The organism is Nonomuraea coxensis DSM 45129, from assembly GCF_019397265.1.
GTDB classification, from domain to species: domain Bacteria; phylum Actinomycetota; class Actinomycetes; order Streptosporangiales; family Streptosporangiaceae; genus Nonomuraea; species Nonomuraea coxensis.
The window spans coordinates 7,691,063-7,717,062 of record NZ_CP068985.1 but is presented as its reverse complement, the minus strand read 5'-3'; the positions used below and the strand labels follow the sequence as shown (position 1 = coordinate 7,717,062).

26 protein-coding genes are annotated in these 26,000 nt (G+C 70.9%); 7 read left to right on the top strand and 19 right to left on the bottom strand.

Translation table 11 applies throughout. The features are described 5' to 3' along the window. The first annotated feature begins 1 nt into the window (after window position 1). Window positions 2-1,633, top strand: coding sequence for a protein kinase domain-containing protein (locus Nocox_RS36100; RefSeq protein ID WP_026214532.1), 1,632 nt, complete (start codon window positions 2-4; stop codon window positions 1,631-1,633). Between the two features lie 3 nt (window positions 1,634-1,636). Here Nocox_RS36100 and Nocox_RS36095 read toward each other — a convergent pair whose 3' ends face one another. From Nocox_RS36095 to Nocox_RS36070, 6 genes are all read right to left on the bottom strand, one after another. Then, window positions 1,637-3,283 (bottom strand): acetolactate synthase, encoded by a 1,647-nt coding sequence (locus Nocox_RS36095; RefSeq protein WP_026214531.1) that lies wholly within the window; start codon window positions 3,281-3,283, stop codon window positions 1,637-1,639. 40 nt (window positions 3,284-3,323) lie between these two features. Beyond that, entirely contained in the window at window positions 3,324-4,100 is a 777-nt protein-coding gene (locus Nocox_RS36090) for a DUF4097 family beta strand repeat-containing protein (RefSeq protein WP_020544171.1), read from the bottom strand. Then, entirely contained in the window at window positions 4,097-4,753 is a 657-nt protein-coding gene (locus Nocox_RS36085; protein ID WP_026214530.1) for a response regulator transcription factor, read from the bottom strand. Before Nocox_RS36085 ends, Nocox_RS36090 begins: the two co-directional genes overlap by 4 nt. Beyond that, window positions 4,744-5,904 carry a sensor histidine kinase gene (locus Nocox_RS36080; protein ID WP_020544169.1) on the bottom strand — a complete coding sequence of 387 codons (1,161 nt, stop codon included), beginning with the start codon at window positions 5,902-5,904 and terminating at the stop codon, window positions 4,744-4,746. The genes Nocox_RS36085 and Nocox_RS36080 overlap by 10 nt, the downstream gene beginning before the upstream one ends. Window positions 5,905-5,970: 66 nt before the next feature. Beyond that, entirely contained in the window at window positions 5,971-6,693 is a 723-nt protein-coding gene (gene bioD / locus Nocox_RS36075) for a dethiobiotin synthase (RefSeq protein WP_020544168.1), read from the bottom strand. Window positions 6,694-6,719: 26 nt separating this feature from the next. Continuing rightward, complete coding sequence (locus tag Nocox_RS36070; protein WP_020544167.1) at window positions 6,720-7,007, bottom strand: hypothetical protein; 288 nt, start codon at window positions 7,005-7,007, stop codon at window positions 6,720-6,722. A gap of 72 nt (window positions 7,008-7,079) precedes the next feature. On the opposite strand from Nocox_RS36070, the gene Nocox_RS36065 reads away from it, so the two are divergent. Further along, window positions 7,080-7,520 (top strand): hypothetical protein, encoded by a 441-nt coding sequence (locus Nocox_RS36065; RefSeq protein WP_157383141.1) that lies wholly within the window; start codon window positions 7,080-7,082, stop codon window positions 7,518-7,520. An 8-nt stretch (window positions 7,521-7,528) separates the two neighbouring features. On the opposite strand, the gene Nocox_RS36060 is transcribed toward Nocox_RS36065, so the two are convergent. Both Nocox_RS36060 and Nocox_RS36055 read right to left on the bottom strand, forming a co-directional pair. Further along, a complete protein-coding gene (locus Nocox_RS36060; protein ID WP_020544165.1) occupies window positions 7,529-9,676 on the bottom strand; it encodes a hypothetical protein in 2,148 nt (715 codons plus the stop codon). A 130-nt stretch (window positions 9,677-9,806) separates the two neighbouring features. Further along, window positions 9,807-10,526, bottom strand: coding sequence for a GntR family transcriptional regulator (locus Nocox_RS36055; RefSeq protein ID WP_020544164.1), 720 nt, complete (start codon window positions 10,524-10,526; stop codon window positions 9,807-9,809). 421 nt (window positions 10,527-10,947) lie between these two features. Here Nocox_RS36055 and Nocox_RS36050 point away from each other — a divergent pair, with 421 nt between their 5' ends. Beyond that, window positions 10,948-12,420, top strand: a complete 1,473-nt coding sequence (locus Nocox_RS36050) for a PAS domain-containing sensor histidine kinase (protein WP_020544163.1) — start codon at window positions 10,948-10,950, stop codon at window positions 12,418-12,420. A gap of 20 nt (window positions 12,421-12,440) precedes the next feature. On the opposite strand, the gene Nocox_RS36045 is transcribed toward Nocox_RS36050, so the two are convergent. Next, window positions 12,441-12,695, bottom strand: a complete 255-nt coding sequence (locus Nocox_RS36045) for a WhiB family transcriptional regulator (RefSeq protein WP_026214529.1) — start codon at window positions 12,693-12,695, stop codon at window positions 12,441-12,443. A 272-nt stretch (window positions 12,696-12,967) separates the two neighbouring features. Beyond that, on the bottom strand, window positions 12,968-13,945 hold the full coding sequence (locus Nocox_RS36040; protein ID WP_020544161.1) for a diacylglycerol/lipid kinase family protein: 978 nt from the start codon (window positions 13,943-13,945) through the stop codon (window positions 12,968-12,970). Between the two features lie 64 nt (window positions 13,946-14,009). On the opposite strand from Nocox_RS36040, the gene Nocox_RS36035 reads away from it, so the two are divergent. After that, entirely contained in the window at window positions 14,010-14,405 is a 396-nt protein-coding gene (locus Nocox_RS36035; RefSeq protein ID WP_020544160.1) for a hypothetical protein, read from the top strand. Between the two features lie 61 nt (window positions 14,406-14,466). Here Nocox_RS36035 and Nocox_RS36030 read toward each other — a convergent pair whose 3' ends face one another. The 3 genes from Nocox_RS36030 to sodN form a co-directional block, all read right to left on the bottom strand. Then, a complete protein-coding gene (locus Nocox_RS36030) occupies window positions 14,467-15,246 on the bottom strand; it encodes an RNA polymerase sigma factor SigF (protein WP_020544159.1) in 780 nt (259 codons plus the stop codon). Window positions 15,247-15,263: 17 nt separating this feature from the next. Further along, window positions 15,264-15,701 (bottom strand): ATP-binding protein, encoded by a 438-nt coding sequence (locus tag Nocox_RS36025; RefSeq protein WP_020544158.1) that lies wholly within the window; start codon window positions 15,699-15,701, stop codon window positions 15,264-15,266. 127 nt (window positions 15,702-15,828) lie between these two features. Next, the gene (gene sodN / locus Nocox_RS36020) at window positions 15,829-16,230 is read right to left on the bottom strand and encodes a superoxide dismutase, Ni (RefSeq protein WP_020544157.1); all 402 of its coding nucleotides are present in this window, start codon (window positions 16,228-16,230) and stop codon (window positions 15,829-15,831) included. 88 nt (window positions 16,231-16,318) lie between these two features. Here sodN and Nocox_RS36015 point away from each other — a divergent pair, with 88 nt between their 5' ends. After that, window positions 16,319-16,654 (top strand): S24 family peptidase, encoded by a 336-nt coding sequence (locus tag Nocox_RS36015; RefSeq protein WP_033409442.1) that lies wholly within the window; start codon window positions 16,319-16,321, stop codon window positions 16,652-16,654. Here the strand turns inward: Nocox_RS36015 and Nocox_RS36010 are convergent. The 4 genes from Nocox_RS36010 to Nocox_RS35995 are packed head-to-tail and all read right to left on the bottom strand — an operon-like array spanning window position 16,621 to window position 19,539. Beyond that, the gene (locus Nocox_RS36010; RefSeq protein WP_020544155.1) at window positions 16,621-17,049 is read right to left on the bottom strand and encodes a CGNR zinc finger domain-containing protein; all 429 of its coding nucleotides are present in this window, start codon (window positions 17,047-17,049) and stop codon (window positions 16,621-16,623) included. The genes Nocox_RS36015 and Nocox_RS36010 overlap by 34 nt on opposite strands. Window positions 17,050-17,107: 58 nt before the next feature. Beyond that, a complete protein-coding gene (locus tag Nocox_RS36005; RefSeq protein WP_020544154.1) occupies window positions 17,108-17,851 on the bottom strand; it encodes an amino acid ABC transporter ATP-binding protein in 744 nt (247 codons plus the stop codon). Continuing rightward, a complete protein-coding gene (locus Nocox_RS36000; RefSeq protein ID WP_020544153.1) occupies window positions 17,848-18,675 on the bottom strand; it encodes an amino acid ABC transporter permease in 828 nt (275 codons plus the stop codon). Before Nocox_RS36000 ends, Nocox_RS36005 begins: the two co-directional genes overlap by 4 nt. A gap of 3 nt (window positions 18,676-18,678) precedes the next feature. Beyond that, the gene (locus Nocox_RS35995) at window positions 18,679-19,539 is read right to left on the bottom strand and encodes an ABC transporter substrate-binding protein (protein WP_020544152.1); all 861 of its coding nucleotides are present in this window, start codon (window positions 19,537-19,539) and stop codon (window positions 18,679-18,681) included. 308 nt (window positions 19,540-19,847) lie between these two features. Here Nocox_RS35995 and Nocox_RS35990 point away from each other — a divergent pair, with 308 nt between their 5' ends. Both Nocox_RS35990 and Nocox_RS35985 read left to right on the top strand, forming a co-directional pair. Continuing rightward, window positions 19,848-21,050: an NAD(P)-dependent malic enzyme gene (locus tag Nocox_RS35990; RefSeq protein ID WP_020544151.1), complete on the top strand. Its 1,203-nt coding sequence runs from the start codon at window positions 19,848-19,850 to the stop codon at window positions 21,048-21,050. A gap of 211 nt (window positions 21,051-21,261) precedes the next feature. Further along, window positions 21,262-22,623, top strand: a complete 1,362-nt coding sequence (locus Nocox_RS35985) for an NsdA family TPR-like regulatory protein (RefSeq protein ID WP_020544150.1) — start codon at window positions 21,262-21,264, stop codon at window positions 22,621-22,623. 147 nt (window positions 22,624-22,770) lie between these two features. On the opposite strand, the gene Nocox_RS35980 is transcribed toward Nocox_RS35985, so the two are convergent. After that, window positions 22,771-24,270 (bottom strand): trypsin-like serine peptidase, encoded by a 1,500-nt coding sequence (locus tag Nocox_RS35980; RefSeq protein WP_020544149.1) that lies wholly within the window; start codon window positions 24,268-24,270, stop codon window positions 22,771-22,773. A 186-nt stretch (window positions 24,271-24,456) separates the two neighbouring features. Next, window positions 24,457-25,965 (bottom strand): trypsin-like serine peptidase, encoded by a 1,509-nt coding sequence (locus Nocox_RS35975; RefSeq protein WP_020544148.1) that lies wholly within the window; start codon window positions 25,963-25,965, stop codon window positions 24,457-24,459. Window positions 25,966-26,000 lie beyond the last annotated feature (35 nt).

Genomic DNA, 26,000 nt, shown 5'->3' with positions numbered 1-26,000 from the left:
CATGGTGGCCCAAGGAACCACACTGGCGGGGCGGTATCGCTTGGATACCCGCATCGGCGCCGGTGGCATGGGCGAGGTATGGCGTGGTGAGGACACTGTGCTCGCCCGCACCGTCGCCGTCAAGGTGCTGCTTCCGGGCCGCATGCAGGACCCCGGCTTCGTCGCTCGCTTTCAGGGGGAAGCGCGGGCGATGGCCACGATCAACCACTCCGGCGTCGTCGACGTCTACGACTACGGGGTGAGCGGCGACACCGTCTACCTGGTGATGAAGTTCGTCGACGGCGAGCCGCTCGACCGGCTGCTGGCCCGGCTGGGCCGCATCCCGCCCCAGGCGGCCATGGAGCTCATCGCGCAGGCCGCCTCCGCCCTGCAGGCCGTCCACGACCAGGGCATCGTGCACCGCGACGTCAAGCCGGGCAACCTGCTCGTGCAGCGCGACGGCACGCTCGTGCTCACCGACTTCGGCATCGCCCGCTCCGACCTCGCCAACCGGCTCACCGACGCCGGCATGGTGCTGGGCACCGCCGCCTACTGCGCGCCCGAGCAGGCCGAGGGCGCGCCCGTCACGCCCGCCGTCGACATCTACGCGCTCGGCGTGGTCGCCTACGAGTGCCTGGTGGGGCAGCGGCCGTTCGACGGCGACAGCGCCGTCACGATCGCGCTCAAGCACATCCGCGAGGCGCCGCCGCCACTGCCCGCCGACATCCCGCAGCCGGTGCGCGCCCTGGTCGAGATCGCGCTGTCGAAGGACCCGGCCAGGCGCTTCCCCTCGGCCAAGGCCATGAGCGACGCGGCCAGGGCCGCGGGCAGCGGGCAGGCCCCTGCCCTTCCCGAGCCGTCGCCCGGCCAGGCGCCCGTCACCGGCGCCACCATGGCGCCCCCGCCGGACTACCCGCAGCGGCAACCGGGGCACTACGACCAGACCGGCCACTACGAGCCCGCCGGGCACTACGCCGAGACCGGCCACTACGAGCCGTACAAGACCGGCGCCCACCTGCCCGCGCAGGAGCAGACCACGGTCGCCGAGCGGCGCGGCGGGCGGCGCGCCGCCAAGGCGCCGCGCAGAGGCGGGCTGGTCGCGGGCATCGCCGCCGTGGTGGTGCTCGGCGCGGGCGCGACGGCGGTCGCGCTCACCGGCATGACCACGGATCCGCCGCAGGTCACGCCCACCACCAGCCATCTGAACGGCGCCGAGTCGCCCTCGCCGACGGTGTCCAAGCCGCGCAAGATCAAGAAGACCAGCTCGCCCACTCCCAGGCCCGTCACCAGCCGGCCCCAGGCGGTGGAGACCTCGGAGAAGCCCACCCCGACCCCCACGCCGACCCCGACGCCGACCCCGACCCCCACGAAGACCCCCACCGCCACGCCGACGTCCGACGAGAAGAAGGCGCGGGTGCCCAAGGTCATCGGCATGCGCTACCAGGACGCGCAGGAGGCGGTCTCCGCGGCCGGGTTCGACGCCCGCGTCACCAACAACACCGTCACCACGGACGGCCTGCGCTGCGGCAAGATCTCCGCCCAGTCACCGGCCGGCGGGACGATGCTGGAGGTCGGCAAGGTGGTCAAACTGGTCGTCATCGACGGCGGCTGTGAGTCGCCGAGCCCGACGGCCAGCCCGACCACCTCCAAGTGACGCTCACACCCCCGTGGTGTTGCGAGGGTAGGCGATCTGCGGGTCGGTGGCGATGTTCACCATGTAGGGGATGCCGGAGTCGAACGCCCTGCGCAGCGCCGGGCCGATCTCCGACGGGTCGGTGACCAGCTCGCCGCCACCGCCGAGCGCCGTGACCACCTGGTCGTAGCGGCAGTGGGGCTGCAGCTCCGCGGCCACGTCGTAGCCGTACAGCAGCTGCATGGGGTGCTTCTCCAGGCCCCAGATGCCGTTGTTGCCGCAGATCATGACGACCGGGAGGCGGTGGCGGACGAGGGTGTCGACGTCCATCAGCGAGAAGCCGGCCGCGCCGTCGCCGAGCAGCAGAACCACCTGCGAGGACGGGCGGGCCAGGCGGGCCGCGATCGAGTAGCCGAGGCCGGTGCCGAGGCAGCCGTACGGGCCCGGGTCGAGCCAGTTGCCGGGGCGGCGCGGTTCGACGTACTTGCCGGCGTAGGAGACGAAGTCGCCGCCGTCGCCGATCACCACGGCGTCGTCGTCCAGGACCCGGTTGAGCTCGCCGTAGATGCGCATGGGGTGGATCGGGTCGGCGTCGGCGGCCAGCAGCTCGGCGTCGCCCGCGATGGCCGCGGCGGCCGCCTCGGAGAGCTTGGAGACCCAGGAGGCGTACTTCTCCGTCTTGACCCCGGCGTCGCCGCAGGCCGCGCCGAGGCCCCAGAACACCACCGACAGGTCGCCCGCGGCCTTGGCGGCCGGCTGCATGTGCGTGGCGAGCTGCGACGGCGCGTCGGCGATGTGCACGACCCTGGCCAGCGGGGCGCCGTCCTTGCCGCCGAACCAGCCGTAGCCGAGCCGGAAGTCGAGCGGCGTGCCGACCACGACCACCAGGTCGGCCTGGGCGAAGGCGAGCCCGCGGGCGCGCGTGACGAGCAGCTCGTGGCCCGCGGGCAGGATGCCGCGGCCCTGGCCGTTCGGGATGACCGGCAGCCGCCAGGTCTCGGCGAAGTCGCGGGCGGCCTCCTCGGCACGGTCCATCCACACGTCGGAGCCGTAGACCAGCACCGGGCGCTCGGCCTCGGCCAGCAGCCGGGCGATGGCCGCCAGGTCGTCGGGGTCCGGCTCCAGCGGCGACGGCGTCTGCGTCTCCACCGCGTGCGGCTGCGAGGGGGCGAACAGGTGGTCCATGTAGAAGTCGAGGAAGACCGGGCCCCGGTGCGGCGCGACCGCCGTGCGGAAGGCCATCTCGACGTCATGGCCGACCGAGTCGGCCCCGCTCGCGGTGAACGACAGCTTCGTGATCGGTTCGAGCAGCGGCGGGTGGTCCATCTCCTGCAGCGCGCCGCTGCCCCAGCGGGACTGCGGCGCCCGGCCGCCGAGCACGACCACCGGCGAGCCGTTGAAGTGCGCGGTGGCGACCCCGCTGACGCCGTTGGTGATGCCGGGACCGGCGGTCAGCACGGCGAGGCCCGGCTTCCTCGTCAGCCTGGCGGTCGCCTCGGCGGCGAACACGGCGCTCTGCTCGTGGCGTACGTCGAGGATGCGCATGCCCTCGTGCACCGCGCCGTCGTAGAGCGGGAAGACGTGCCCTCCCGACAGGGTGAACATGGTCTCGGCCCCGTAGGCCCTGGACACGGCGACGGCCACGTCACCGGCATGCTTCGCAGACTCCATGCCGGGAACTTACCAACGAGTCACACTCGTAAACAGACCTTCACCGGCAGCACACCGACACCGCGCCCGCGACCGTGCTGACCTCGATCTTCCGCGGCGCGGTCATGTCCCTTCCGATGTCGAGGGTGACGTTCGTGCCGGAGGCCGTCACGGCGTACGCGGCGGGCGGGACGACGACGGAGACGTCGCCCCTGGTGCGCACCACGGCCCGCACGGACGCCGGCCGGCCGGTGAACGCCACCCGCACCTCGCCCGCGCCCGTCTCCAGGTCGGCCGACTCGCCGCCCAGCCGGTCGGCGTCGATGTCGCCGCTGCCGGTCCGCGCCCACACCGGCCCGGCGACCTCATCAAGCCGTACGGGTCCCGAGACCGAGGTCAGCCGCAGGCTGCCGAACAGGTTGTCCACGACGAGCTCCCCGGCGGTCGTCCCCGCCACGACGTCGGTCTCCGGCGGCACGAAGACGGTGTAGTCCGCCCGGCAGAGCGGGCCGTCCGGCTGGTCGGAGCCGGGGCAGTCGGTGCCCAGCCGCAGCGTGGCGGCGGCCGGGTCCCAGTCCTCGGCCACCTTCGGCCGTTCCTTCGACCAGCTCATTGACCGGCTGATCAGCAGCTCGCCGGCCCGGCCTGGCACGACGTACAGGCTGATCGGCGTCGCCGTGGCCTTGATCTCCACCGTGTCGCCGTCGAACGGGATCGACCGCAGGTCCGTGACGACCGGTTCGCGGGCGCGGGCGAAGGTGGTCCACAGCGCCGCCGTGGACCAGAGGAGCGCGAGCACGGTCGCCATCGCGCCGGCGGTCAGCCAGAGTGCTCTCATGGCGAGCTCCTGATCTTCAGGAACTGGAGGACGGCCAGCACCCGCCGGTGGTCGCCCTCGGCGGGGGACAGGTCGAGCTTGGTGAAGATGTTGCCGATGTGCTTGCCGACCGCGCCCTCGCTGAGCACCAGCGCCTGGCCGATCCCGGCGTTCGAGCGGCCCTCGGCCATGAGCTGGAGCACCTCGTGCTCGCGGGGCGTCAGGCGCTCCAGCGGATGGCTGTCGCCGCGCACGATGAGCTGCGCGACCACCTCGGGGTCGAGCGCCGTGCCGCCCGAGGCCACGCGGCGCAGCGCGTCGATGAACTCGGTGACGTCCGCGACCCGGTCCTTCAGCAGGTAGCCGACGCCGCCGTCCGCGGCCGAGGCGAGGAGCTGGGCGGCGTAGCGCTCCTCGACGTACTGGGAGAGCACCAGGACCGGCAGCCCCGGCTGCTGGCGGCGCAGCACCAGCGCCGCGCGCAGGCCCTCGTCGGTGTGGGTGGGCGGCATCCGCACGTCGGTGATCACCAGCTCTGGACGGTGCTCCTCGGCCGCCCGCAGCAGGCCCTCGGCCTCGTCCACGGCCGCCACGACCGTCATGCCGGAGGCGTCGAGCAGCCGGATCAGCCCCTCGCGCAGCAGTACGGAGTCCTCGGCCAGCACTACGCGCACGGCAGGTCCACCTCGATCGTCGTCGGGCCGCCGAGCGGGCTGGACAGTCTGAGCGTGCCGTCCACGGCGTCCACGCGCTGGGCCAGGCCGCGCAGGCCCGTGCCGGCGTCCATGCGGGCGCCGCCGCAGCCGTCGTCGTGGACGAGCACGTGCAGGCGGTCGTGCTCGCGCCGCACGCTCACCTCGGCTCTCTTGGCCGCGGCGTGCTTGGCGATGTTGGTGAGTGCTTCGGACACGATGAAGAAGGCCACCGCCTCGATGGTCGGGGTGACGCGCCGCTCGATGTCGACGCGGAGCCTGACGGGGAAGGGGGCGCGGGCGGCGACGCCGGACAGCGCCGCGTCCAGCCCCTGGTCGTTGAGCACGGCGGGATGAAGGCCGCGGACGAAGTCCCGCAGCTCCTTCAGCGCCTGCTTGGCCTCCTCGTGGGCCCGCTCGATGGCCTCGCGGGCCGGCTCGGGCAGGTCGGTGAGGGTGGCGCGGGCCAGGCCCAGGTTCATGGCCAGCGAGACCAGGCGCTGCTGCGCGCCGTCGTGCAGGTCCCGCTCGATCCTGCGGCGTTCGGCGTCGGCGGCGTCGATCACGCCCGCCCGGCTCTCGGTCAGCGTCTCGATCCGCTGCCCGAGCTCGGAACGGCTCGGGCCGAGCAGCGTACGGGCCACGAACAGGTCCAGCGCCGCCATCCCGCGCGCCAGCACCGGCGCGAGCAGCAGCAGCGCGAACCCGGCCGCCATGAAGACCACGACCACCCGCCCGTCCCGCAGGTCGAACTCGAACTGCAGCGGCGGCCGCTCGATCCTGGCCGGCAGGAACGCCAGCAGCCCCACCACCGCCCCGCCCCAGGTGAGCGCCACCAGGACCGCGCCGACCAGCCCCACGACGGGGGACAGCAGGTGATAGCCGATCTGCCGCCACGTGACCGCGCTCCGCAGGTTGCCCGGCGTGTGCACGGGCGGGATGCGCGCCCCGAGGAACACCTCGAACCGGGAGCGCTGCAACCGGGTGAACAGCGGCAGGCCGCCCCGCAGCACGGGCGGCACGACGATCGCCACGATCGTCGAGCCGGCCAGCAGCACGGCGACCGGAAGGCCGATCATCACGTGCGCCGTGTCCAGCCAGGCGCGCGCCGACCACGGGCGGGGGACCTTCATGGCCTCAACGGTATTGACCGCCACCAAGGACGCGAAATGGGTTTGGTGTGCCGGTCGACGGTGGGGCTAGCCCCACCCCCCGGTCACCTGCCGGAACGCCGACGGGTCGAACGCGCCGCCCAGCGTGGGACCGAGACCCCGGCGGGCCACCTCCGCGAACGCCTCCGCGCCGAGGGCGCCCGCGCCGTCCGGGAGCGCGCCCGCCAGAGGGCGCGCCGCCAGCATCTCCAGATCCGCCACCGTGCTGCGCTCGACCAGGCCGGGCTTCTCCGGCCAGCGCCCGATGACCAGCCCGGCGAGATCGAGCCCGCGGTGGGCCAGCGCCTCCAGGGTCAGCGCGGCGTGGTTGACCGCGCCACGCCCGGCGCGGGACACCACGAGCACCTGCGCGCTCAGCAGCCTCGCGAGGTCGGCGATCGTGGCGCCGTCCTCGTCGTAACGCTCCAGCAGGCCGCCGCTGCCCTCCACGAGCACCAGCCGGTTGCTCTCCGCCAGCTCGCGCACCAGCAGCGCCACCGCCGGCATGGACACCGGAGGCAGGCCCGCCGCCCGCGCCGCCGCGGCCGGCGAGAGCGGCTCGGCGAACCGGCCCAGCTCGAACGTCGTCGTCACCCCCGACAGCCGCATCACCGCGTCGAGGTCGCCGGGCACGCCGGCGGCCAGCCCCGTCTGGGCGGGCTTCACCACGGCCACCCCCGCGCCCCGGGCCCGCGCGAGCGCGGCCACGGCGGCCGTCACCACGGTCTTGCCCACCGCCTCGCCCGTCCCTGTGACGATCAGAACGCTCACCCGGCCAGCCTAGACGCGACCGGCGCTCAACCCCGCCCCAAGGACTCGCGCCGCGCGGCGGCGGGAGAGACCTCCCTCGGCGTACGGCCCAGCTCCTCCTCCAGCTCCCGCGTCACCTTGGCGGCCTGGTCCCGCAGCCGCTGCCGGTGGCGGCTCAGCTCCTCGCCGAACCGGCCCGCCGCCGGGCCCACCCACACCGCGGAGCCGGTGAACCGGCGGAACGGCTCGTCCAGGGCGGTCGCGAGCTGCTCCGCCTGCCGCCGTACGACCTCCAGCGCCTGCCTCAGGGCCTCGTGCCGGGGGTTGTCCACCATTTCCACCATCCTGACCTACCTATCTCCGCATGAGCCGTACGGCGCGGGCGGGGTGGTTGCACTATGGGAGCCATGACACCCGTACGCCTCGGCGCGCTCGCCATGGCGGCCGTCGCCCTCCTCGCCTCGTGCGCCGGCCCGCCCGAGGGGCCGACGGCCGCACAGGCCGGCGAGACGCTCAAAGCGCACATCACGCAACTGATGGGCGACGCGGGCCTCAAGCAGATCGAGGTCACCGACCCGGGCGGCAGGGACGTGCCGTGCGCCGGGGGCACCAAACGCACCTACGGTGTCAGCGCGGACGTCGAGGGCGGCGACGGGACGCTCCTTGAGATGACGGGCAGGCTGACCGGCATGCTGGGCTACCGCGTGGACATGGCCGCCGCCACGGCCTCGCACCGGACGGTCTTCAAACGCGACTCGTCCCGCACCACGGTCGTGCTCGACCTGCCCGCCGAGCACCGGCTCACGGTGGCCGGCGAGACCGACTGCGTCCCCGCCGGCGACGGATAGTCCCATCGTCAGTCGTCTCCCGTGAGGATCTTCTTCAGCGCGGGGTCCTGGCCGGCCAGGATCTTCTGTGTCTGGTCCTGCGCCCCGGAGAACTTCAGCAGCGAAGACTCGACCAGCTTGCCGAGGGAGCGCCGGTCGGCGTCGTCGACGACCGCTCCGTTCGCCTTCAGCCACCTCAGGAACGCCTCGGTCTTCTTCGGGTCGCGGTGGATCTCGGCGGCCGGGCGGAGGTGGCCGGCGGCGTCCACGATGAGCGGGTCCGTGGGCGGCCGGTACGACACCGGCGCCCCCTTGGCGGTGTAGCCCCGGGCGACGAGCCCCGAGGCGAGGTCGTAGAGGACGGCCCGCGACCGGGCCAGCTCCCGCTCGTTGACGGCCGGCAGCCGCGCGTCCGGCTCCAGGGCGGCCCCCAGGCCGTCCTTGACGGCCCAGCTCAGCACCATCCACCCCACGGCGGCCGGCATGCCTCCCGCCGCGGGCAGGAAGAGCATGGCGCCGTCCATGCCCTTGTCGAGGGTCTTGCCGAAGGCGTCGTAGCCGGCCCGGTCGTGCAGGTCGGCGGTGCCGCGTACCGCCTTCATGGCGGCGAACTGCAGGCCGGAGACCATGCCGAGCCGGGAGAAGAGCCGTTCGACCGCCGTCTCGGGCTGGAGGCCGCCCGGCGGCGGGTCGGCGAGCTGGGCGCGGTCGGCGCGCACGCCCTCGGCGAACAGCCGCTGGGTGAGGGCGGCCATGCCGCGGTCGAAGGGCTCCATGTGCGCGTCGGTGTCGGCGAAGGTCTGGACGAAGCGGTAGGCGTCGGTGAGCGACAGGCGGAAGGCGGGCTCGGTGCCGAAGAGCTCGTCGTCGTAGGCGCCGAACTTGCTGGGCCGGGCGGCGTCGGGGTCGAGGGAGCGGGCGGCGGCGGTGATCTCGGTGGCGTACGAGCCGCCGATCTCGCCGAGCCGGCCGCGCATGGAGTCGGTGAGCGAGAAGCGGGGCGCGGCGGTGATCACCGCGAAGGCGAACCTGGAGGCGTCCTGGCTGTGCTCGCCGTCGCGCTCGTCGCGTACGCCGGAGCCGGCGGCCAGCAGCCCCGCGAAGCTCTCGCGGGTGCGCCGGAACTCCCCGGGGTCGCCGCGCAGCTCCACGCGGGCCAGGAACCGGTCCATCCCGGACAGCACGGCCGCCATCGTGGGCTTCGGCAGGATGAGCGGCGAGGGGAAGGGCGGGCGTGCGGCGCCGTCGGGCCAGTCGCGTGACACCGAGCCGATCGCCAGCCGGGCCGCGGCGGGATCGGCGGCCAGCGCGTCGAGGAAGCGTCTCGTGGCGCCGGAGGCGACGGTCTCGGGCTTGAGCGTGCCGCTCAGCATGGGCATGACGACGTTCGCCCGGCCGACGGCGGCGAGCCAGGCGGCCGGGAAGCGGCCGGCGTACACCAGCCACGACAGCGCGACCTGATCGACGCCTTCGCCGCCGCGCTGGAGGTCGGCCATGACCTTGGCCATGCCGGGCACGCGGGAGGCGGCGCTCGCGGCCGTGCCGAACATCGTGCTGAGCTCGGCGAGCGCCTGCTCGCGCGAGGCGGCCCGGTCGCTGACGGGCAGATGGTCGCCGCGGGCGAAGAAGTCGTCGATCTCGGCGGGCAGCGCCTGGGTGGCGGCGGTGCCGAGGCCGCCGAAGAAGGCGGCGGCGTGGTCGGCGTCGTCGCGGTGGGCGAGCAGTTCGGCGAGCAGGTCGCGCCGTTGCCGTTTGACCTCGTCGGTGACGACCTTGCCTGTGGTGGCCTCGGTGAAGGCGCGGTAGCGCCGGGCGAGGTCGGCGCCCGCGCGGCGGGCCTCCTCGGGCGAGGCGAACGGCACCTCCGCCTCGTCGTAGCGGGTCAGCCCGGGGCCTGCCCAGCCGGGCAGCCACTCGGGCATCCGCCTGCGGATCAGCTCGTTGCGTACGCGCAGCCGCGGCAGCTGGTCGCCCGCCCAGTCCTCGATCTCCTTGATCGGGGCGAGGGCGGCCGCACCGACGCCCACGCGGGCCAGCGCTTCCCTGATGGCCTGGGCCTGGCCGCCGAGCTGGGCGTGGGCGCGCGTCATGGCGGCGATGAAGGCGTCCATGAGCGCGGGGTCGATGCCGGACAGGCGGGGGTCCAGCGGGCCCTTCCCCGGAGGTGTCGGCGACATGTGGCCGCTCCCCACTGTCACACGGCGCTGTCGGACGGCGCGGGCACGGGCAGGTTTCACCCACTGTCCCACAGGCGGGCGGTGGCGGTCAGCCGTACCGGCCGCCATGCGCAACGGGACTGTCTCGGCGTCAGGGGCGGCGCAGGCGGGTGACGAACTTGTAGCGGTCGCCGCGGTAGAGCGACTGGGCCCACTCGACCGGGTTGCCGTCGGCGTCGAAAGCGTGCCGGGTGAGCAGGAGCATCGGCAGGCCGACGTCCACGCCGAGCGCCTTGGCGTCGTACGGGGTGGCGAGGACGGTCTCGATGATCTCCTCGGCGTCCGTCAGCCGGACGTTGTAGGCGTTGTGGAGGGTCTCGTACAGCGAGGAGTGGACCTCCAGCTCGCGCCGCAGCCGGGGGAAGCGGCGGGCGGACAGGTGGGTGGTGTCGATGGAGACCGGCTCGCCGTTGGCCAGGCGCAGGCGGTGGATGCGCAGCACGCGCCCGCCCGGATTGATGGCCAGGCGGCGGGCGAGGGCCTCGTCGGCGGTGACGTAGCCCATCTCCAGGATCTTGGTGTCGGGCTCCAGCCCGGCGGTGCGCAGGTCGCCGATGTACGAGGTGAGCTGCAGCACCTGCGCCACCTTCGGCTGCGCCACGAACGTGCCCTTGCCCTGGATGCGCAGCAGCCGCCCTTCGACCACCAGCTCGGTCAGCGCCTGCCGGACGGTGGTGCGGGAGGTCTCGAAGCGCACGGCGAGGGTGCGCTCGGGCGGCAGCGCGGTGCCGGGCGGCAGACTCTTGGTCAGCTCCAGCACGGCCCGTTTGACGTCGTAGTACTTCGGAACGCGGGGGCTGTCGTCTGTCACGCGCTCACCTTCACTTCTGCCACGGCGGTGAGGCGTGTCTGATCACCGCGAGATCATCGGAACCCACATTGGCCAAGGAGGTCAACCGCGGGCGGCGGCGGCCGGTCGGCACCGAGCGCGTACGGTGCCGGGCACGCGCGAATCCGGGCTGCTCAGGCTGATGGTGAAGGATATCCACAGCAGCGATGCTCATCGCAACCGAGGCCGCTCCACCGGGGCCGATGGCGGGCCCGCCGCGCTTCTGACCTGTGGGGCTGCGGTGCCGCGGGCCCGTGGGAACCACCTCCGGCCCGCGCTGCCGGGCGTTCCGGGCGAATCGATCAGTGTGACTGTTCTCACAATATGAGATTGCCCAAAGGAGTCCGGTGTATGAACGGCGGCCGGTTTGGTCGTTGAGGGGGAAAGCACGCATGATGCACTCGTGCCGACTCTCAGCGACCTCGTCGCCCGCCATACCGCTCTTGACGAGGCGGATCTCGACTGGCTGCACTCGCTGGTCTCCGACTGGCAGCTGCTGGCCGACCTGTCCTTCGCCGACCTCGTCCTGTGGGCGCCACTGGTGGGGGAGAGCGGCTGGATCGCGATCGCCCAGATGCGCCCGACGACCGGCCCCACGGTCTACCACGACGACGTCGTCGGCAGCGTGGCCGCCAAGGGCGAGCGGCAGCTCATCGACACCGCCTGGAACGAGCGCCGCATCTGCCGCGAGGGCGACCCCGACTGGTCCACGGGCGTGCCGGTCAGGGAGGAGACGATCCCGGTCCGGCGCGCGGTCGAGGGCGGCGAGGGCCGCTTCCTGGCGGTGATCCAGCGCTCCACCAACCTGTCCTCGGCCCGCACGCCCTCCCGGCTGGAGCTGACCTACCTGCAGAGCGCCTCCGACCTGGCGCAGATGGTGGCCGAGGGGCGTTTCCCGTTCTCGGGGGAGGAACCGATCCTGGTCCGGTCGCCGCGGGTCGGCGACGGCCTGCTCAGGCTCGACCGGGCGGGGCGCGTCACGTACGCCTCGCCGAACGCCCTGTCCGCCTACCGCCGGCTCGGCCTGCACGCCGACCTGGTCGGCGCCGAGCTGGGCCCGGTCACCGCGACGCTGTGCTACTCCGACGAGCCGATCAACGAAGACCTGATGATCGTGGCGAGCGGCCGGGCGGCCAAGGAGACCGAGGTCGAGTCCGGCGGCACGACGGTGCAGCTCAGGGCGATCCCGCTGATCGTGGGCGGCGGCCGCATCGGCGCGCTCGTGCTCATCAGGGACGTCACCGAGCTGCGGCGGCGCGAGCGCGAGCTGATGACCAAGGACGCCACGATCCGCGAGATCCACCATCGGGTGAAGAACAACCTGCAGACGGTGGCGGCGCTGCTCCGGCTGCAGGCCCGGCGGCTGCAGGTGCCCGAGGGCCGGGAGGCCCTGGAGGAGGCCGTGCGCCGGGTCGGGTCCATCGCGATCGTGCACGAGACGTTGTCGCACGCGCCCGAGGAGTTCGTCGACTTCGACGAGATCGCCGACCGCGTCATCGCGATGGCCGGGGAGGTGTCGGCGCCCGAGGCGGCGGTGACGCCGCGCAAGGTCGGGGCGTTCGGGGTGCTGCCGTCGCTCATCGCCACGCCGCTGGCCATGGCGCTGACCGAGTTGCTGCAGAACGCGTTGCAACATGGACGCCCCAGGCGGCTGGAGGTGGTGGTGGAGCCGGCGCTCGACCGGCTCAACGTCACCGTGTGGGACGACGGGCGGGGGTTGCCCGAGGGCTTCGACCTCGACAGCAGCACCAGTCTGGGGCTGCAGATCGTCCGTACGCTGGTTGAGGGGGAGCTGTCGGGAAAGTTGTCCGTACAGCCACGCCCTGGGGGCGGCACCGAGGTCGTGCTCTCGATTCCGCGTCCAGCGGCCGGTTGAGGCCGTTCGCGAGGTGGGGGTCAGGCGGTCGCGCGGGCGCGGGCTCGGGCGGCGCGGCGCTTGACGGCGCGGCGCTCGTCCTCGCTGAGGCCGCCCCACACGCCGGCGTCCTGGCCGGACTCGATGGCCCACTTCAGGCAGGCGTCGACGGCCGGGCAGGAACGACAGACCTGCTTGGCCTCCTCGATCTGCATGAGGGCGGGGCCGGTGTTGCCGATCGGGAAGAACAGCTCGGGGTCCACGTCACGGCAGGCAGCTCGGTGGCGCCAGTCCATGCGTCCACTCCTTAGTAGATGAAGCCTTTGGTCGGCTCCGTGCGGCTACTACTTTGTGAAGAGTTTCACTAACTTCAGCGGACGAGGGCCCGGGTCCTGTCGGGGGCTGGGGTCGTCCGCTGACGGTCGAAGGACCTAGGGGTTGTTAAAGGTCCTACGTTCCGATGTCAGTCTGAGCCTGTCAGCCACGCAGAGTGCACGCAAGAGGGTTTGCGCGAAGTTTTGGCCGTTATGGATGTCGGATGCGTCACACAATGACCGAATGTAACGAGCTAGACCAACACTTGTAATGCGTTCGGGGTAGACCGGAACGTCACCGACTCGCGTTCGCCCAGGTAGTCGCCGTCCAGCTGAAAGGCCACGGGACGGCGGGCGGTGAGGGTGAACTCGGCCTCGTCGTGCAGCTGGACGAGGTGCTTCCCGGACGGGAGGGTGTCACTTTCCGTGAGGATGTGCTGGATCAGCGGGGCGAGCGAGACCAGGCCCATCCGGCGCAGCCCGAGCAGGTCGAGGCCGGTCTCGAAGCTCGCCCACGGGGTGGGGCGGACGGGCCTCGTGCCGACGTACGTCCACGGCGAGGTGTTGGAGATGATCGCCATGAAGACGCCCTCGGCGGCCGGGATGCCGGGGCCGGTCACCGTCATCGCGGGATGCCGCTTGTCCGTGGCCAGATAGTGCCGTAGCGCGGTGTTCACATACCGGGCGGGGGTAGCCTTCCTGCCGGTGCCTCTCAGGCCCTCCACGGCCCGTACGACCTCGGCGTCATAGCCCATCCCCGCGCAGAACGTGAAATAGCGGCTCTGGCCCTCCCACAGGGCCTGGCCCAGGCCCACCGTCCGCCGGCGGCCCTCGCGCAGCGCCTCCAGCACCGCGCCCGTGGCCTCGACCGGGTCGTTGGGCAGGCCGAGCGCGCGGGCGAAGACGTTCGCGCTGCCGCCGGGGATGACGATGAGCGCCGGGCGGCCGGTGCTGGGGTCGCCGGCCACGTCACGCGGCGCCGCCTGGGCGTCACCGTCGACCGGGTTGAGCAGGCCGTTGACGGTCTCGTTGATGGTGCCGTCGCCGCCGAGCACGGCCACCACGTCGTAGTCCTTGGCGCGCGCGGTCGCCGCCAGCCGGGCGGCGTGCCCCCGGTAGCGGGTCTCCTCGACGGCGAGCTCCACGGCCGCGCCGAGCGCGCGGATCAGGACGTCCCTGGTCCGGGCGTTCGTGGTCGTGGCCTTGGGGTTCACCAGCAGCATCGCGCGCATGCCGCCAGCGTAGCCGCTGTTCGGCGGCCTCCTTCAGTGACCTCGGGGAGGTAGGGTACGGGGCGTGAACCGTCGTCCGCTCACCCTCGTGATCGCCGCCGTCGTCGTCAGCCTGGAAGGGCTGCTCGCCCTCGGCCTGGGCGTCTTCGTCGCCGTCGAGACCGTGGTCGGCAAGCCCGGCAACCTGACGACCGCGATCGCCGAGGCGGCCTTCGGGATCCTGGTCGGCGCCGGGCTGCTCTGGGTGGCCTGGGGCGGGCTGTTCAGGATGGAGCGGTGGGGCCGGTCGCCGGGGGTGGTGGCCCAGATCTTCCTGCTGCCGGTGATCTACACGCTCTTCGATTCGGGCCTGCCGCAGCTCGGCGTCCCCCTGCTCGTGGCGGTGCTGACCGGGCTGGTCGCGTTGCTGGCGCCGCCCACCACGCAGGCGCTCTACGGCGACGAGCAGCCCGCGGCCTAGCTGCCCGGCCGTTTCACCGGCGCTCGCCGTCTCACCGGCGCTCCCGGGCAGCCCTGACCTGTCAGTCCTCGGCCGTCAGGCCCTCGCGCAGCTGGGCGAGGGTGCGGGCGAGCAGGCGGGAGACGTGCATCTGCGAGATGCCGAGCTCGGTGGCGATCTGCGACTGCGTCATGTTGCCGAAGAACCGCAGCAGCAGGATGCGCTTCTCGCGCGGCGGCAGACGCTCCAGCAGCGGCTTGAGCGACTCGCGGTATTCGACGCCCTCCAGCGACTCGTCCACGATGCCGAGCGAGTCGGACACCGCGGGGGCGTCGTCGTCACCGGAGTCGGGCGCGTCGAGGGACACCGTGGAGTAGGCGTTGGCCGACTCCAGCCCCTCCAGCACCTCCTCCTCGGTCATCTTGAGGTAGGAGGCCAGCTCGGCGACCGTCGGGGCGCGGCCCTCGCGCTGCGACAGATCGCTTATGGCCTTCGTCAGCGAGAGCTTCAGCTCCTGCAGGCGGCGCGGCACGCGGACCGCCCAGCCCTTGTCGCGGAAGTGCCGCTTGATCTCGCCGACGATGGTGGGCGTGGCGTAGGTGGAGAACTCCACGCCGCGGTTGAGATCGAAACGGTCGATGGACTTGATCAGACCGATGGTGGCGACCTGGGTCAGGTCGTCCAGCCACTCGCCCCTGTTGCGGAAACGGCGAGCCAGGTATTCGACCAGGGGAAGGTGAAGCTCGACCAGCTCGTCCCTGATGCGCTGACGGCGCGGCTCCTCGGGGCCCAGCTCGGCCAGCTCGGCGAAGAGCTGGCGGGCGCGCACCCTGTCGGGCACGGCGTGTTCGCTGGTGGCCATGGCTCCAGTCCTTTCCGTCACGCCGGCCCCGCCGTGCTCTGGGCCGCCCCTCGGCGCTTACGGAGGACGATGGCCATGTGGTCGGCGGTGTCGGTCACGGCGTCGACGTCGTCGGCCAGTGCGGTGAGCACCATCCAGGCGAAGTCGTCACGCTTGGGCGCGGAGCTGCCGACCGTCGCGACCTCGACCCTGACCTGCATCTCCTGCCCGGTCAGCTCGAACTCGGCGGTCAGGTCGGTGCCGGGCACCGCCTCGCTCAGCAGCATGGCGCACGCCTCGTCGACCGCGATCCGCAGGTCCTCGATCTCGTCCAGCGTGAAGTCGAGCCGCGCCGCCAGCCCAGCGGTGGCCGTACGCAGCACGGACAGGTAGGCGCTCGCGGCGGGGAGCCGGATGCTCACCACGTCGCGGATGCCGGCCACGCCCTGCGCGCGGGTCTCGGTTTCCTCGGTCACGTTCCTCCTCGCATATCCGACGCCAACTGCAACTTACCGCTCCGGAGAGGTGCTTGGACGAATCAGACTCGCCATCTACGGAAAAGGCTCTGCGCGGCCGTGGACCGCGCAGAGCCTTTGTGCCGGTTTAGGCGGCCTTGGTCTCCCAGAAGATCTTGGAGATCTCGTCGATCTTGCCCAGCAGCTCCTCCGCCTTGGCGACGTCGACCGTGCCCTTGGCGCCCGCGGCGCCGGCGAGCTTGGTCGCGTCCCAGAAGAGCTGGTGGAGCTGGGGGTACTGCTCGAGGTGCGGCGGCTTGAAGTAGTCGGTCCAGAGCACCCAAAGGTGGTGCTTGACCAGCTCGGCGCGCTCCTCCTTGATGTGCAGCGCGCGACCGCGGAACACCGGGTCCTCGTTGGCCGCGTACTTCTCCATGATTGCCTTGACCGACTCGGCCTCGATGCGGGCCTGGGCGGGGTCGTAGACCCCGCAGGGCAGGTCGCAGTGCGCAGAGGCGACATGCTTGGGTCGTAGCAGTCGTGCGAGCATCGGAAAGTCCTTCCTGGATGCTGAATCAGCTTGGTCCACAACCGACCTTACTCGGGTCCAGAAGCCCGCGGAGTGGGGGGTAGAGCCCATGAGAGTGCGTGTCGAGGGCGATTCCATGCGGCCCGGCCTGGCCCCCGGCGACTGGCTCCTCGTCCGCAGGAACGCCCCCGTGCGCCCAGGGGACCTCGTCGTCGCCCGGCTGCCCGGCGACCCCGAACGGCTCATCGTGAAACGGGCGCAGTGGCACGGAGCCGACGGATGGTGGCTGGAGAGCGACAACCAGCGGGCGAGCGGGCGGCGCGACAGCTGGGACTTCGGGCCGGTCCGCGACATCGTGGGCCGCGTCGTGCTGCGCTACTGGCCCCCGGTCCGCCGCCGGCGGCGGGCGGGTCAGGGCGCCTCCTGGCGGCGGCGGGCCCGGTAGGCGGCCACGTTGGCGCGGCTGGCGCAGCGAGCCGAGCAGTAGCGGCGTGAGCGGTTGGACGAGGTGTCGAGGAAGGCCCGGCCGCAGCGCGGCTCGTGGCAGCGGCCCAGCCGGTCCGCGCCCAGCTCCGCCACGACCGCGGCGAGGCCCATCACCGCGGTGGCCGCCGGGTCCTCGGCCAGGTGCAGGTGCCAGGGAGCGCCGTCATGGGCCGAGAGCTGGGGCCGTACGGGATAGCGGACGAGCAGGGCGTTGAGCCGTCCGGCCACGGCCTCCTCGTCGCCGGCCACGTCGAAGACCTCGGCCAGCTCCTGGCGCAGCCGGATCAGCTCGGGCGGCGGCACGAGATCGTTGACGAGCCGGACCGCCCACGCGGCGTAAGAGGTCAGGTCCATGTCGGAGTATTACACACGCCGGGCGGAGGGCTCCGGCGCGCGCCGGAGCCCTCCGCGATCAGCCCTCGGGGTGCAGCACGCGCCGCAGGAACGTCTTCGTCCGCTCCTGGGCGGGGTCGCCGATCACCTGGGACGCCGGGCCGTCCTCGACGACGACGCCGCCGTCCATGAACACCACCCGGTCGGCCACCTCGCGGGCAAAGCCCATCTCGTGGGTGACCACGAGCATGGTCATGCCCTCCTCGGCCAGCTTGCGCATGACGGCGAGCACGTCGCCGACCAGCTCGGGGTCGAGCGCCGAGGTGGGCTCGTCGAAGAGCATGAGGTCGGGGTTCATGGCGAGGGCGCGGGCGATCGCGACCCGCTGCTGCTGCCCGCCCGACAGCTGCCCTGGATGGGTGTCGCACTTGTCGCCGACGCCCACCTTCTCCAGGTTCTCCCTGGCGACGATCTCGGCTTCCTTCTTGCTCCGCTTCAGCACCCGCTGCTGGGCGATCATCACGTTCTGCAGCGCGGTCATGTGCGGGAACAGGTTGAACTGCTGGAAGACCATGCCGATGCGGCGGCGCACCGCATCGAGGTCCACGTCGGGGTCGGTGACCTCGACGCCCTCCACGAAGACCTTGCCCCTGGTGGGCGTCTCCAGCAGGTTCACGCAGCGGAGCAGCGTGGACTTGCCCGACCCCGACGGGCCGATGACGCACACCACCTGGCCGGGCTCGACGGTCAGGTCGATGCCCTGGAGCACCTGGTTGTCGCCGAAGGACTTGTGCAGGTCCGCGATCTCGATGGCGTGCGTCATCGCTTCCTCCCCTTGCGCCCCTCGAGCCGGGAGGCGAGGTATCCCAGCGGGATGGTGACGATCAGGTACGTCACGCCCGCCACCATGATCGGCGTGGCGTTGGCGTACTGGGAGGCCAGGTCGTTGCCGAACTTGGCCAGCTCGACGTACTCGCCGGACACGCCCAGGAACAGCACCAGGGAGGAGTCCTTGAGCAGCGCCACGAACTGGTTGGTGGTCGGCGGGATGACCATCCTGATGGCCTGCGGGATGATCACCGTGACCTGGGCCCGGGTGGCGGACATGCCGAGCGACCTGGCCGCCTCCGTCTGGCCCTTGGGCACGGCCTGCAGGCCCGCGCGGAAGACCTCCGCCTGGTAGGCGGCGCCCACCAGGCCGAGGCCGAGGATGCCCTGCCCGTACGTGCCGAAGGGCACCTGGAAGCCGGGCAGCGCCAGCGGCAGGAAAGTGATCATCAGGAAGATCAGCAGGGCCGGCAGGCCCCGGAAGATCTCGATGTAGACGACCGCGATCCACCGGTAGGGCCGCACCTGCGACAGCCGCATCAGGGCCAGCAGCAGCCCCAGCACGAACGCGAAGACGAACCCGCCGACCGCGTAGATGATCGTGTTGCGCAGCGCGACGGTGAACAGCTCGGGCAGCGCGTGCTCGGCCACGTCGGGCTTGGCGAAGTTCTGCGCCAGGCTGCCCCAGTCGGCGTACAGGACGACGGCGACCAGCGCGACGACCAGCAGGGCGTACTGGACGCCGCGGCTGATCTGCTGCTTCTTCCGCGGGCTGAGCCTGGCGCGGGCAGGCTCAGCCGTCTTGGGCAGGTCGGCCATGGATCAGCTCAGCTCGCCGGGCTTCTTGTCGAACCACTTCACGTAGATCTTCTCGTAGGTGCCGTCCTGCTTCGCCTTGGCGAGCTCCTCGTTGATGGTCTTGACGAGGACCGGGTCGGCGTCCTTCTTCATGCCGATGCCGTACTGCTCGCCGGTGTCGAGGCTGGCGATCAGCTCGAACTTCTCGGCGACCTCCGGCTTCTTCAGCCAGGTGAGCACGACCGGCAGGTCCTGGATGATGACGTCGGCCTGGCCGGCCTGGAGCGCCAGCAGCTCCTTGGGGGAGTCGGCGTACTCGGTGGGGTCGAAGCCCTGCTTCTTGGCGTAGTCGAGGCCGGTGGTGCTGGCCTGGGCGCCGAGCTTGAGGCCCTTCGCCTTGACGTCCTCCAGGGACTTCGCGCCCGTGCCCTTCTTGGCCAGCAGGGCCTGCGTGGCGTCGAAGTACGGGTCGGAGAAGGTGATGTTCTGGGCCCGCTCGGGGGTGATGGTCATGCCCGCGGCGGCGACGTCGCACTTGCCGGCGGCCATCGCGGCGCCGCTCTTGATCACCGCGAAGTCGATGTCGACGATGTTCTGGGTGACGCCGAGCTTCTTGGCGGCGAGGTCGACGATGTCGACGTCGAAGCCGACGACGTTGCCGCTCGCGTCCTTGAACTGGAACGGCTCGTAGGGGATGTTGGTGCAGACCGTGAGCTTGCCGGGCTGCACCAGCTTCACCGCGGCGGCCGAGCCGGAGCCGGCGTCGGCGCTGGTGTCGGCGCCGCCCGAGCCGGAGTCACTGCCGCAGGCGGACAGGGCGAGAGCGGCGGTCAGGGCGAGCGCGCCGGCGGCGTAGCCACGGCGGCCCTTGGGGCTGAGGGCCATGTACGGCCTCCTAGGAAGTCAAAAGCCATAGAACTTGCGTTTTGTGCAGTTTAGATGCGGTTTTGCGCCGTTCCGTCATCGGTGGTTTAACGATGCGTCAACGGAACGGCCTCAGACCGCCCATCCATGGGCTCCAGGGGGGATGCCGGCTCAGCCACCGTCTCACGATGTGGCACTATGGGGTGACGGGTGACCCCCGAACCCCCATCACGAGATGACGCCGAGGGGACCCTGGCAGCTACAGAAGCCATCCCACTCGCGATCATCCGCCGAAGATTCTTCCGCTTCCGATGACTCCAGGGGTCGCTGTGGCTGTCACGCCCGCTTCTACGCCAGGTTCCTCATCCGTCGAGAACCTCGATCTCGATCCCGCCTTCGCGCTGCACCGCGGCGGCAAGATCGAGATCCGCTCCACCATTCCGGTCCGCGACGCCGACGACCTGTCGCTCGCCTACACGCCCGGCGTGGCCCGGGTCTGCACCGCCATCGCCGAGACGCCGTCGCTCGTCCACGACTACACCTGGGCCTCCAGGGTCGTCGCCGTGGTCTCCGACGGCACCGCCGTGCTCGGACTCGGGGACATCGGCCCGGCCGCCGCCATGCCCGTCATGGAGGGCAAGGCGCTGCTGTTCAAGGAGTTCGGCGGGGTCGACGCGGTGCCCATCTGCCTCGACTGCACCGACGTCGACGCGCTCGTCGAGACCGTGGCGCGGCTCGCGCCGTCGTTCGGCGGCATCAACCTCGAGGACATCAGCGCGCCGCGCTGCTTCGAGGTCGAGGCCCGCCTGCGCGACCTGCTCGACATCCCCGTCTTCCACGACGACCAGCACGGCACCGCCATCGTGGTGCTCGCCGCGCTCCAGAACGCCGCCAGGCTGACCGGCCGGACCCTCGGCGACCTGCGGGCGGTCGTCGCGGGCGCCGGAGCCTCGGGCGTCGCGGTGACCCGGATCCTGCTGGAGGCCGGCATCGGCGACATCGCCGTCTCCGACTCCAAGGGCCTGATCTACCAGGGCAGGGAAGGGCTCAACCCGGTCAAGGAGTCGCTGGCCCGCGACACCAACAAGGCCAGGCTCACCGGCTCCACCGAGGAGGCGCTGGCCGGCGCCGACGTGTTCGTCGGACTGTCCGGCTCGACGGTCACCGAGCAGGCCATCGCCTCCATGGCCGAAGGCTCGATCGTCTTCGCCCTGTCCAACCCCACTCCCGAGGTCCACCCCGAGGCCGCCGCCCGGCACGCCGCGGTCGTCGCCACCGGCCGGTCCGACTTCCCCAACCAGATCAACAACGTGCTGGCCTTCCCCGGCGTGTTCCGGGGCGCGCTCGACGTGCGGGCCTCCACGATCACCGAGAACATGAAGGTGGCCGCGGCCGACGCGCTCGCCGCCGTCGTGGGCGACGACCTCACCGCGACGTACGTCATCCCGAGCCCCTTCGACGAGCGCGTCGCGCCCGCCGTCACCGCCGCGGTGGCCGCCCAGGCGCGGGCCGACGGGGTCGCCCGTCTCTGATCGGCGGACTTCCTGGCGGGCGGGGCTCTTCGGGGCCCCGCCCGCCGGCGCGTGGAGCGGGAGGGCGGCGAGACTGCAGAAAGCTGCCGGGGGAAGTTGTTGCAGAGACTTGGGGCAGGCTTTGAGAATCGCCCTCATCCTTTACCCAAGGTGCTATAACTGTAGCTCTCTGTAATGACCGTGGGCGCCGACTCCTGTGCCGAGGAGAGCGATGGAACGCGAGCCGAACCGACTGCTGCAGCAGCTCATCGCGGAGGCGGGCTTTTCCCACAAGGGACTGGCCAGGCGCCTCAACGACCTGGGTGCCGCCCGTGGCACTCCGGGCCTCAAGTACGACCATAGTTCGGTGCTGCGCTGGATCGGTGGCCAGCGCCCGAGGGACCCGGTCCCCGGACTGCTCACGGAGATCTTCGCGATGCGCCTGGGCAGGTCGGTCACCACGGAAGACCTGGGCATGCCCGCCGTCATCACACCCCTCGATCTCGGACAGGAGTTCACCCACACCTGGCAGGAGGGGGTCGCTACTGTGACCGCGCTGTGGCGGGCCGACGTGGAGAGAAGGAGGTTCCTCGTCGACTCGACGTTCGCAATCGGAGCTGGCTCGGTCGGAGCCATCCGCTGGCTGACGTCCCCATCCGAGGGACGTCCGAGCGGCGGCGGGGCGCGGCGCGTGGGACGCGCCGACATCGCCGCCATTCACGAGGTGACCCGGTCCTTCGGGGAGCTCGACAATCGATTCGGCAGCGGCCGGGTCCGCTCGTCCGTCATCAAATATCTCGACACCGCCGTCTCGCCGCTGCTCAAGGACGGCTCCTACGGCGACTCCACCGGCCGGCAGCTCGCGGCGGCAGCCGCCGAGCTGACCCGCCTGGCCGGCTGGATGGCCTACGACATGGAGCAGCACGGGCTCGCGCAGCGCTACCTCATCCAGGCGCTCCGCCTGGCGAGGGGCGCCGGCGACCAGACCCTCGGCGGTGAGATCCTGGCCGGCATGGCCCACCAGGCCATCTACCTGGGCCAGCCGGACCACGCGCTCGACCTCGCGCGGGCGGCCCAGCTCGCGGCGCGCGGGGCGGGCGTCTCCACGCTGCTGGCCTCCGCGCACGTCCTGGAGGCGCACGCGCACGCGGTGCGGGGCGACGCCCGCTCCTGCGGCGCCTCGCTCAACCAGGCCGAGCATTCCTTCGAGATCCGCAAGCCCGCCGAGGAGCCGTCATGGCTCGGCTACTTCGACGAGGCCTATCTGTCCGCCAAGTTCGCCCACTGCTTCCGTGACCTCGGCGACGGCTACCGGGCCGTCCACCACGCGCGGCGCTCGCTCGACATGGACTCCCGCTACGTGCGGGGGCGCATGTTCAACCTCTCCCTGCTGTCGGCCGGGCTGCTGCAGTGCGGGGAGCTGGAGCAGTCCTGCGTGGTCGCCTCCAGGGCACTGTCGCTGGCCGGCGAGCTCCAGTCCGCCCGGTCCCGGTCCTACGCCGCGGACCTGCGGCGGCGGCTGGAGCCGTACAAACACGAGGGGGCCGTGGTGGAGCTGCACGAGGCCACCCGGCAGCTCGCCGCGGTGGTCTGACAACGGCGACGGCCTGGAGCGTCCACGTGGACGCTCCAGGCCGCTCTCGCCGGCTTACTGCAGCAGTTCGCCCTTCGGGCTCACGCTACTGAAGCAGTTCGCCCTTCGGGCTCACGCTACTGAAGCAGTTCGCCCTTCGGGCTCACGCTACTGAAGCAGTTCGCCCTTCGGGCTCACGATGGCCTTCGTCTCGGCCAGGCTCGCCTGCTTGTAGACGTCGGCGACCTCGCCGTCGAAGTACGCCGAGCTGATGAAGTCGATCCGGTCGTTGCCGTCCTGGTCGGCGAAGGTGCTCGTCACGCCGTTGACGTAACCGGTGCGCTTGTTGTTGTTGTACTTGATCAGCCAGGGGCCGCCGTCGGCGCCCGGCGTCATCGAGCACTTGAGCACCTGGTGGGTCTCCGCCTTGAAGGTGTTGATCTGGTACATCTTCGTGGCGGTCTTGCCCATGCAGTACTTCGGCGTCAGGCCGGTGTAGGGCTTGTCGCCGTCGGGGTGCGGGGCGCTCGGGTAGCCGAAGACGGTGACGTGCTGGCCCATGGGCTGGTTCCAGGCGAAGCCCTGGCCGCCGACGACGTCACCGAGCCGGCCGAGATCCTTGGCGATGCCGACCGTGAAGACCGTCTTGTAGTACAGGGTCTTCGTGGTCTCCTTCACCCAGTAACCCAGGTAGTAGTGGGTGATGGTGTAGTTGCCGAGCGCGTCGATCTTGCGGTAGCCCAGGCCCTTGTACGCCTCGTACTCCGACTTGGTCACCTGGTCGACGACGGTCTTGGCCGGCTCCTTGGCGCCGTTGCCCGTCCCGGTGGGAGCCTTGTCGTACTCCTCCTTGGCGACTTCCTTGAAGGCGCGCTTCTTGGTCGGGTAGTCCGGGCCCACGACGTCACTGGTGGTGGCGAGCTTGGCCCAGCAGTCGGCCGACTCCCCGCCGTTCAGGTCGACGCACTTGGTGTACTCGGCCTGGGTGATCTCGACGTCGTTGGCCCACTTGTCGCCGTACCACTTGTCGTACTCCTCCTTGCTCACCTGCTTGGAGCCGGCCAGGGAGTAGCCGTTGTGGACGGCGACGAAGGCGTAGTCGCCGTCGTAGTCGTCATAGACGTCGAGGTCGTAGGCGGTGAAGGCGTAGGCGCCCGCGTAGACGCCCCACGGAGCCTTGCCCTGGTAGTAGCCGGGGATGAAGACCCACTTGCGGAAGACGTCCTTGCCGCGCTCGTAGACGCAGTGGCCGGCGGTGACGACCAGGTTGCGGTGGCGCGACTGGATGGAGGTGGCCGAGCACCAGCGGTACTTGCCGGAGCGGTCGATGAAGAAGACCTTGCCGATGGTCTTCGGCAGGTTGACGTTCTTCACCTTGGTGGCGGCGGCGACGGACCCGGTGGGTGCGGTCAGGCCGGGCTTGCCGTCGTCGGGGGTCTTGCTCTGCGTGCCCACGAGCTTGGGCACGTTCTTGAAGTCCCAGTAGTACTGGGTGGCCTTGCGCAGGGCGGCTCCGTTGGCGTCGAGCCAGAAGTTCGCGCTGCTGTAGGCGTCAGCGGGCTTCGGCGCGAGCGGGTCGGTGGCCCAATGGGGCTCGGCGCTGGCGGGAAAGGCGAAGGTGGCGGCGGTCAGGCCGGCGGCGGCGAGGGGGATGAGCAGGCGCTTCAACGGGAGGCTCCACGGCGGTTGTCAAGAAACAGCGTAAAGACCCTATCGACACATTTGTCACTCTGGTAAGGGTCTTTCTCGGTTTTCTCGCTAAAAGGCCGAAGGGCCCGGCAGAAGCCGAGCCCTTCGGGTAAAGCGATTGGTCTGAGGTTTGGACCCCCAGCTCCAGTGACGGACAGACTAAGGTCAGCCGACCTTGCCGGACCACAGGGCCGCAGCGGCCTTGTAGACGGCAGCGGTCTCGCCGTCGAAGTACGACGAGTAGATCGTGTCGTACCGGTTGTTGCTGTCCAGGTCGCCGAACACGGCGCTGGTGACGCCGTTGACGTAGCCGAGACGCTTGGCGTTGCTGTACTTGAGCAGCCACGGGGAGCCGTTGTAGCCCGGGGTGACGGCGCACTTCAGCGACACGAGCTCCTCAGCCTTGATGGCGGAGACGACCGTACGCTTGGTGTTGGTCTTGCCGTAGCACCACTTCGGCGTGACACCCGTGTAGGGCTTGTTGCCGTCGGGGTGCTCGCCACCCGGGTACCCGAAGGTACGGACGTACTTACCAGTCGGCTGGTTCCACGCGAAGCCCTGGCCACCGACGTTGTCGCCGAGGCGACCGACGTCCTTGCTGAAGCCGGAGAAGACGTAGAACACCGTCTTGTAGTACTTGATCGACGACGTCCGCTTCACGAAGTACGTGAGGGAGTAGTGGGTAATGGTGAAGTTACCCTTGGCGTCGATCTTGCGGTAGCCCGGACCGGTGTAGTTCTTGTACTCGGTCTCGGTGACGTTCTCCACACGCGGGAAGCCCAGAGTCTTGTGACCCTGAACGTTCAGCGCGGAGGGAGCCGCGTCGAACTGCTCCTTGGTGACTTCCTTGAACGCCCGCACCGCATCGGGGTGGTCCGGGCCGACGAGGTCCTCGAAGGAGCTGGGCTTGGCCCAGGCGTCCGTGGTCTCCTTGCCGTTGAGGTCAACGGTCTTCTGGTACTCGGCCTGGGAGATCTCGACGTCGTAGGCGTCCTTGATCCCCTCGTACTTGTCCCAGTCAGCCTTGGACACGACCTTCTTGTCGCCGTTGCCCAGCGTGATGCCGTTGTAAACGGTGACGAACGCGTAGTCGCGGTCGTAGTCCTCGTAGTTGGCGAAGTCGTAGTGGGTGAAGGCCTGCTTACCCACGTAGATGCCCCAAGGAGCCTTGCCCTGGTAGTAACCCGGGACGAAGACCCACTTGTCGAGGACGTGCCCGTTCGCACCGGTCTGGTACACGCAGTGACCAGCGGTGGCGACCAGGTTGTGGTAGGTCGACTGGATCGAGGTGGCGGAGCACCAGTACAGCTTGCCGTCACGGCCCTCGAAGAAGACCTTGCCGATGGTCTTGGGCAGGTTCACGTTCTGAACCTTGACCGTGGCCTTCTTCTCCTCGCCGATCGGGGCGGTGGAGCCCGGCTTGGTGTCCGGGGTGTAGCCGCCCTTCATGACGACCTTGTTGACTTCCTTGTAGTCATAGCGGTAGACCGACGCCGCCCGCAGGGCAGCGCCGTTCGCCTTGAGCCAGAAGTCGACAGTCTCGGCGACCTTGTTGTTCGGGGTCAGCGGCGCGTCGTCGACGACACCCGAGGCGGAAGCCGTGCCGGCCAGACCAGCAGCCAGCAGACCGGTGGCCAGAATGGCGCCACCGGCGGGGAGGAGGATGCGCTTCAAGGTAACTCCTTGCGCTGTCGTGGAACGCCTCTTGC

Excerpts from the sequence above, each read along its gene's own strand:
- Nocox_RS36090 (WP_020544171.1), bottom strand. The coding sequence starts at position 4,100 with ATGAGAGCACTCTGGCTGACCGCCGGCGCGATGGCGACCGTGCTCGCG.
- Nocox_RS35995 (WP_020544152.1), bottom strand. The coding sequence starts at position 19,539 with ATGGCCCTCAGCCCCAAGGGCCGCCGTGGCTACGCCGCCGGCGCGCTC.
- Nocox_RS35985 (WP_020544150.1), top strand. The coding sequence starts at position 21,262 with ATGGAACGCGAGCCGAACCGACTGCTGCAGCAGCTCATCGCGGAGGCG.
- Nocox_RS36045 (WP_026214529.1), bottom strand. The coding sequence starts at position 12,695 with ATGGACTGGCGCCACCGAGCTGCCTGCCGTGACGTGGACCCCGAGCTG.
- Nocox_RS36095 (WP_026214531.1), bottom strand. The coding sequence starts at position 3,283 with ATGGAGTCTGCGAAGCATGCCGGTGACGTGGCCGTCGCCGTGTCCAGG.
- Nocox_RS36005 (WP_020544154.1), bottom strand. The coding sequence starts at position 17,851 with ATGACGCACGCCATCGAGATCGCGGACCTGCACAAGTCCTTCGGCGAC.
- Nocox_RS36060 (WP_020544165.1), bottom strand. The coding sequence starts at position 9,676 with ATGTCGCCGACACCTCCGGGGAAGGGCCCGCTGGACCCCCGCCTGTCC.
- Nocox_RS36030 (WP_020544159.1), bottom strand. The coding sequence starts at position 15,246 with ATGGCCACCAGCGAACACGCCGTGCCCGACAGGGTGCGCGCCCGCCAG.
- Nocox_RS36040 (WP_020544161.1), bottom strand. The coding sequence starts at position 13,945 with ATGCGCGCGATGCTGCTGGTGAACCCCAAGGCCACGACCACGAACGCC.
- Nocox_RS36065 (WP_157383141.1), top strand. The coding sequence starts at position 7,080 with ATGACACCCGTACGCCTCGGCGCGCTCGCCATGGCGGCCGTCGCCCTC.
- sodN (WP_020544157.1), bottom strand. The coding sequence starts at position 16,230 with ATGCTCGCACGACTGCTACGACCCAAGCATGTCGCCTCTGCGCACTGC.
- Nocox_RS36070 (WP_020544167.1), bottom strand. The coding sequence starts at position 7,007 with ATGGTGGACAACCCCCGGCACGAGGCCCTGAGGCAGGCGCTGGAGGTC.
- Nocox_RS36100 (WP_026214532.1), top strand. The coding sequence starts at position 2 with ATGGTGGCCCAAGGAACCACACTGGCGGGGCGGTATCGCTTGGATACC.
- Nocox_RS36015 (WP_033409442.1), top strand. The coding sequence starts at position 16,319 with ATGAGAGTGCGTGTCGAGGGCGATTCCATGCGGCCCGGCCTGGCCCCC.
- Nocox_RS36080 (WP_020544169.1), bottom strand. The coding sequence starts at position 5,904 with ATGAAGGTCCCCCGCCCGTGGTCGGCGCGCGCCTGGCTGGACACGGCG.
- Nocox_RS36000 (WP_020544153.1), bottom strand. The coding sequence starts at position 18,675 with ATGGCCGACCTGCCCAAGACGGCTGAGCCTGCCCGCGCCAGGCTCAGC.
- Nocox_RS36010 (WP_020544155.1), bottom strand. The coding sequence starts at position 17,049 with ATGGACCTGACCTCTTACGCCGCGTGGGCGGTCCGGCTCGTCAACGAT.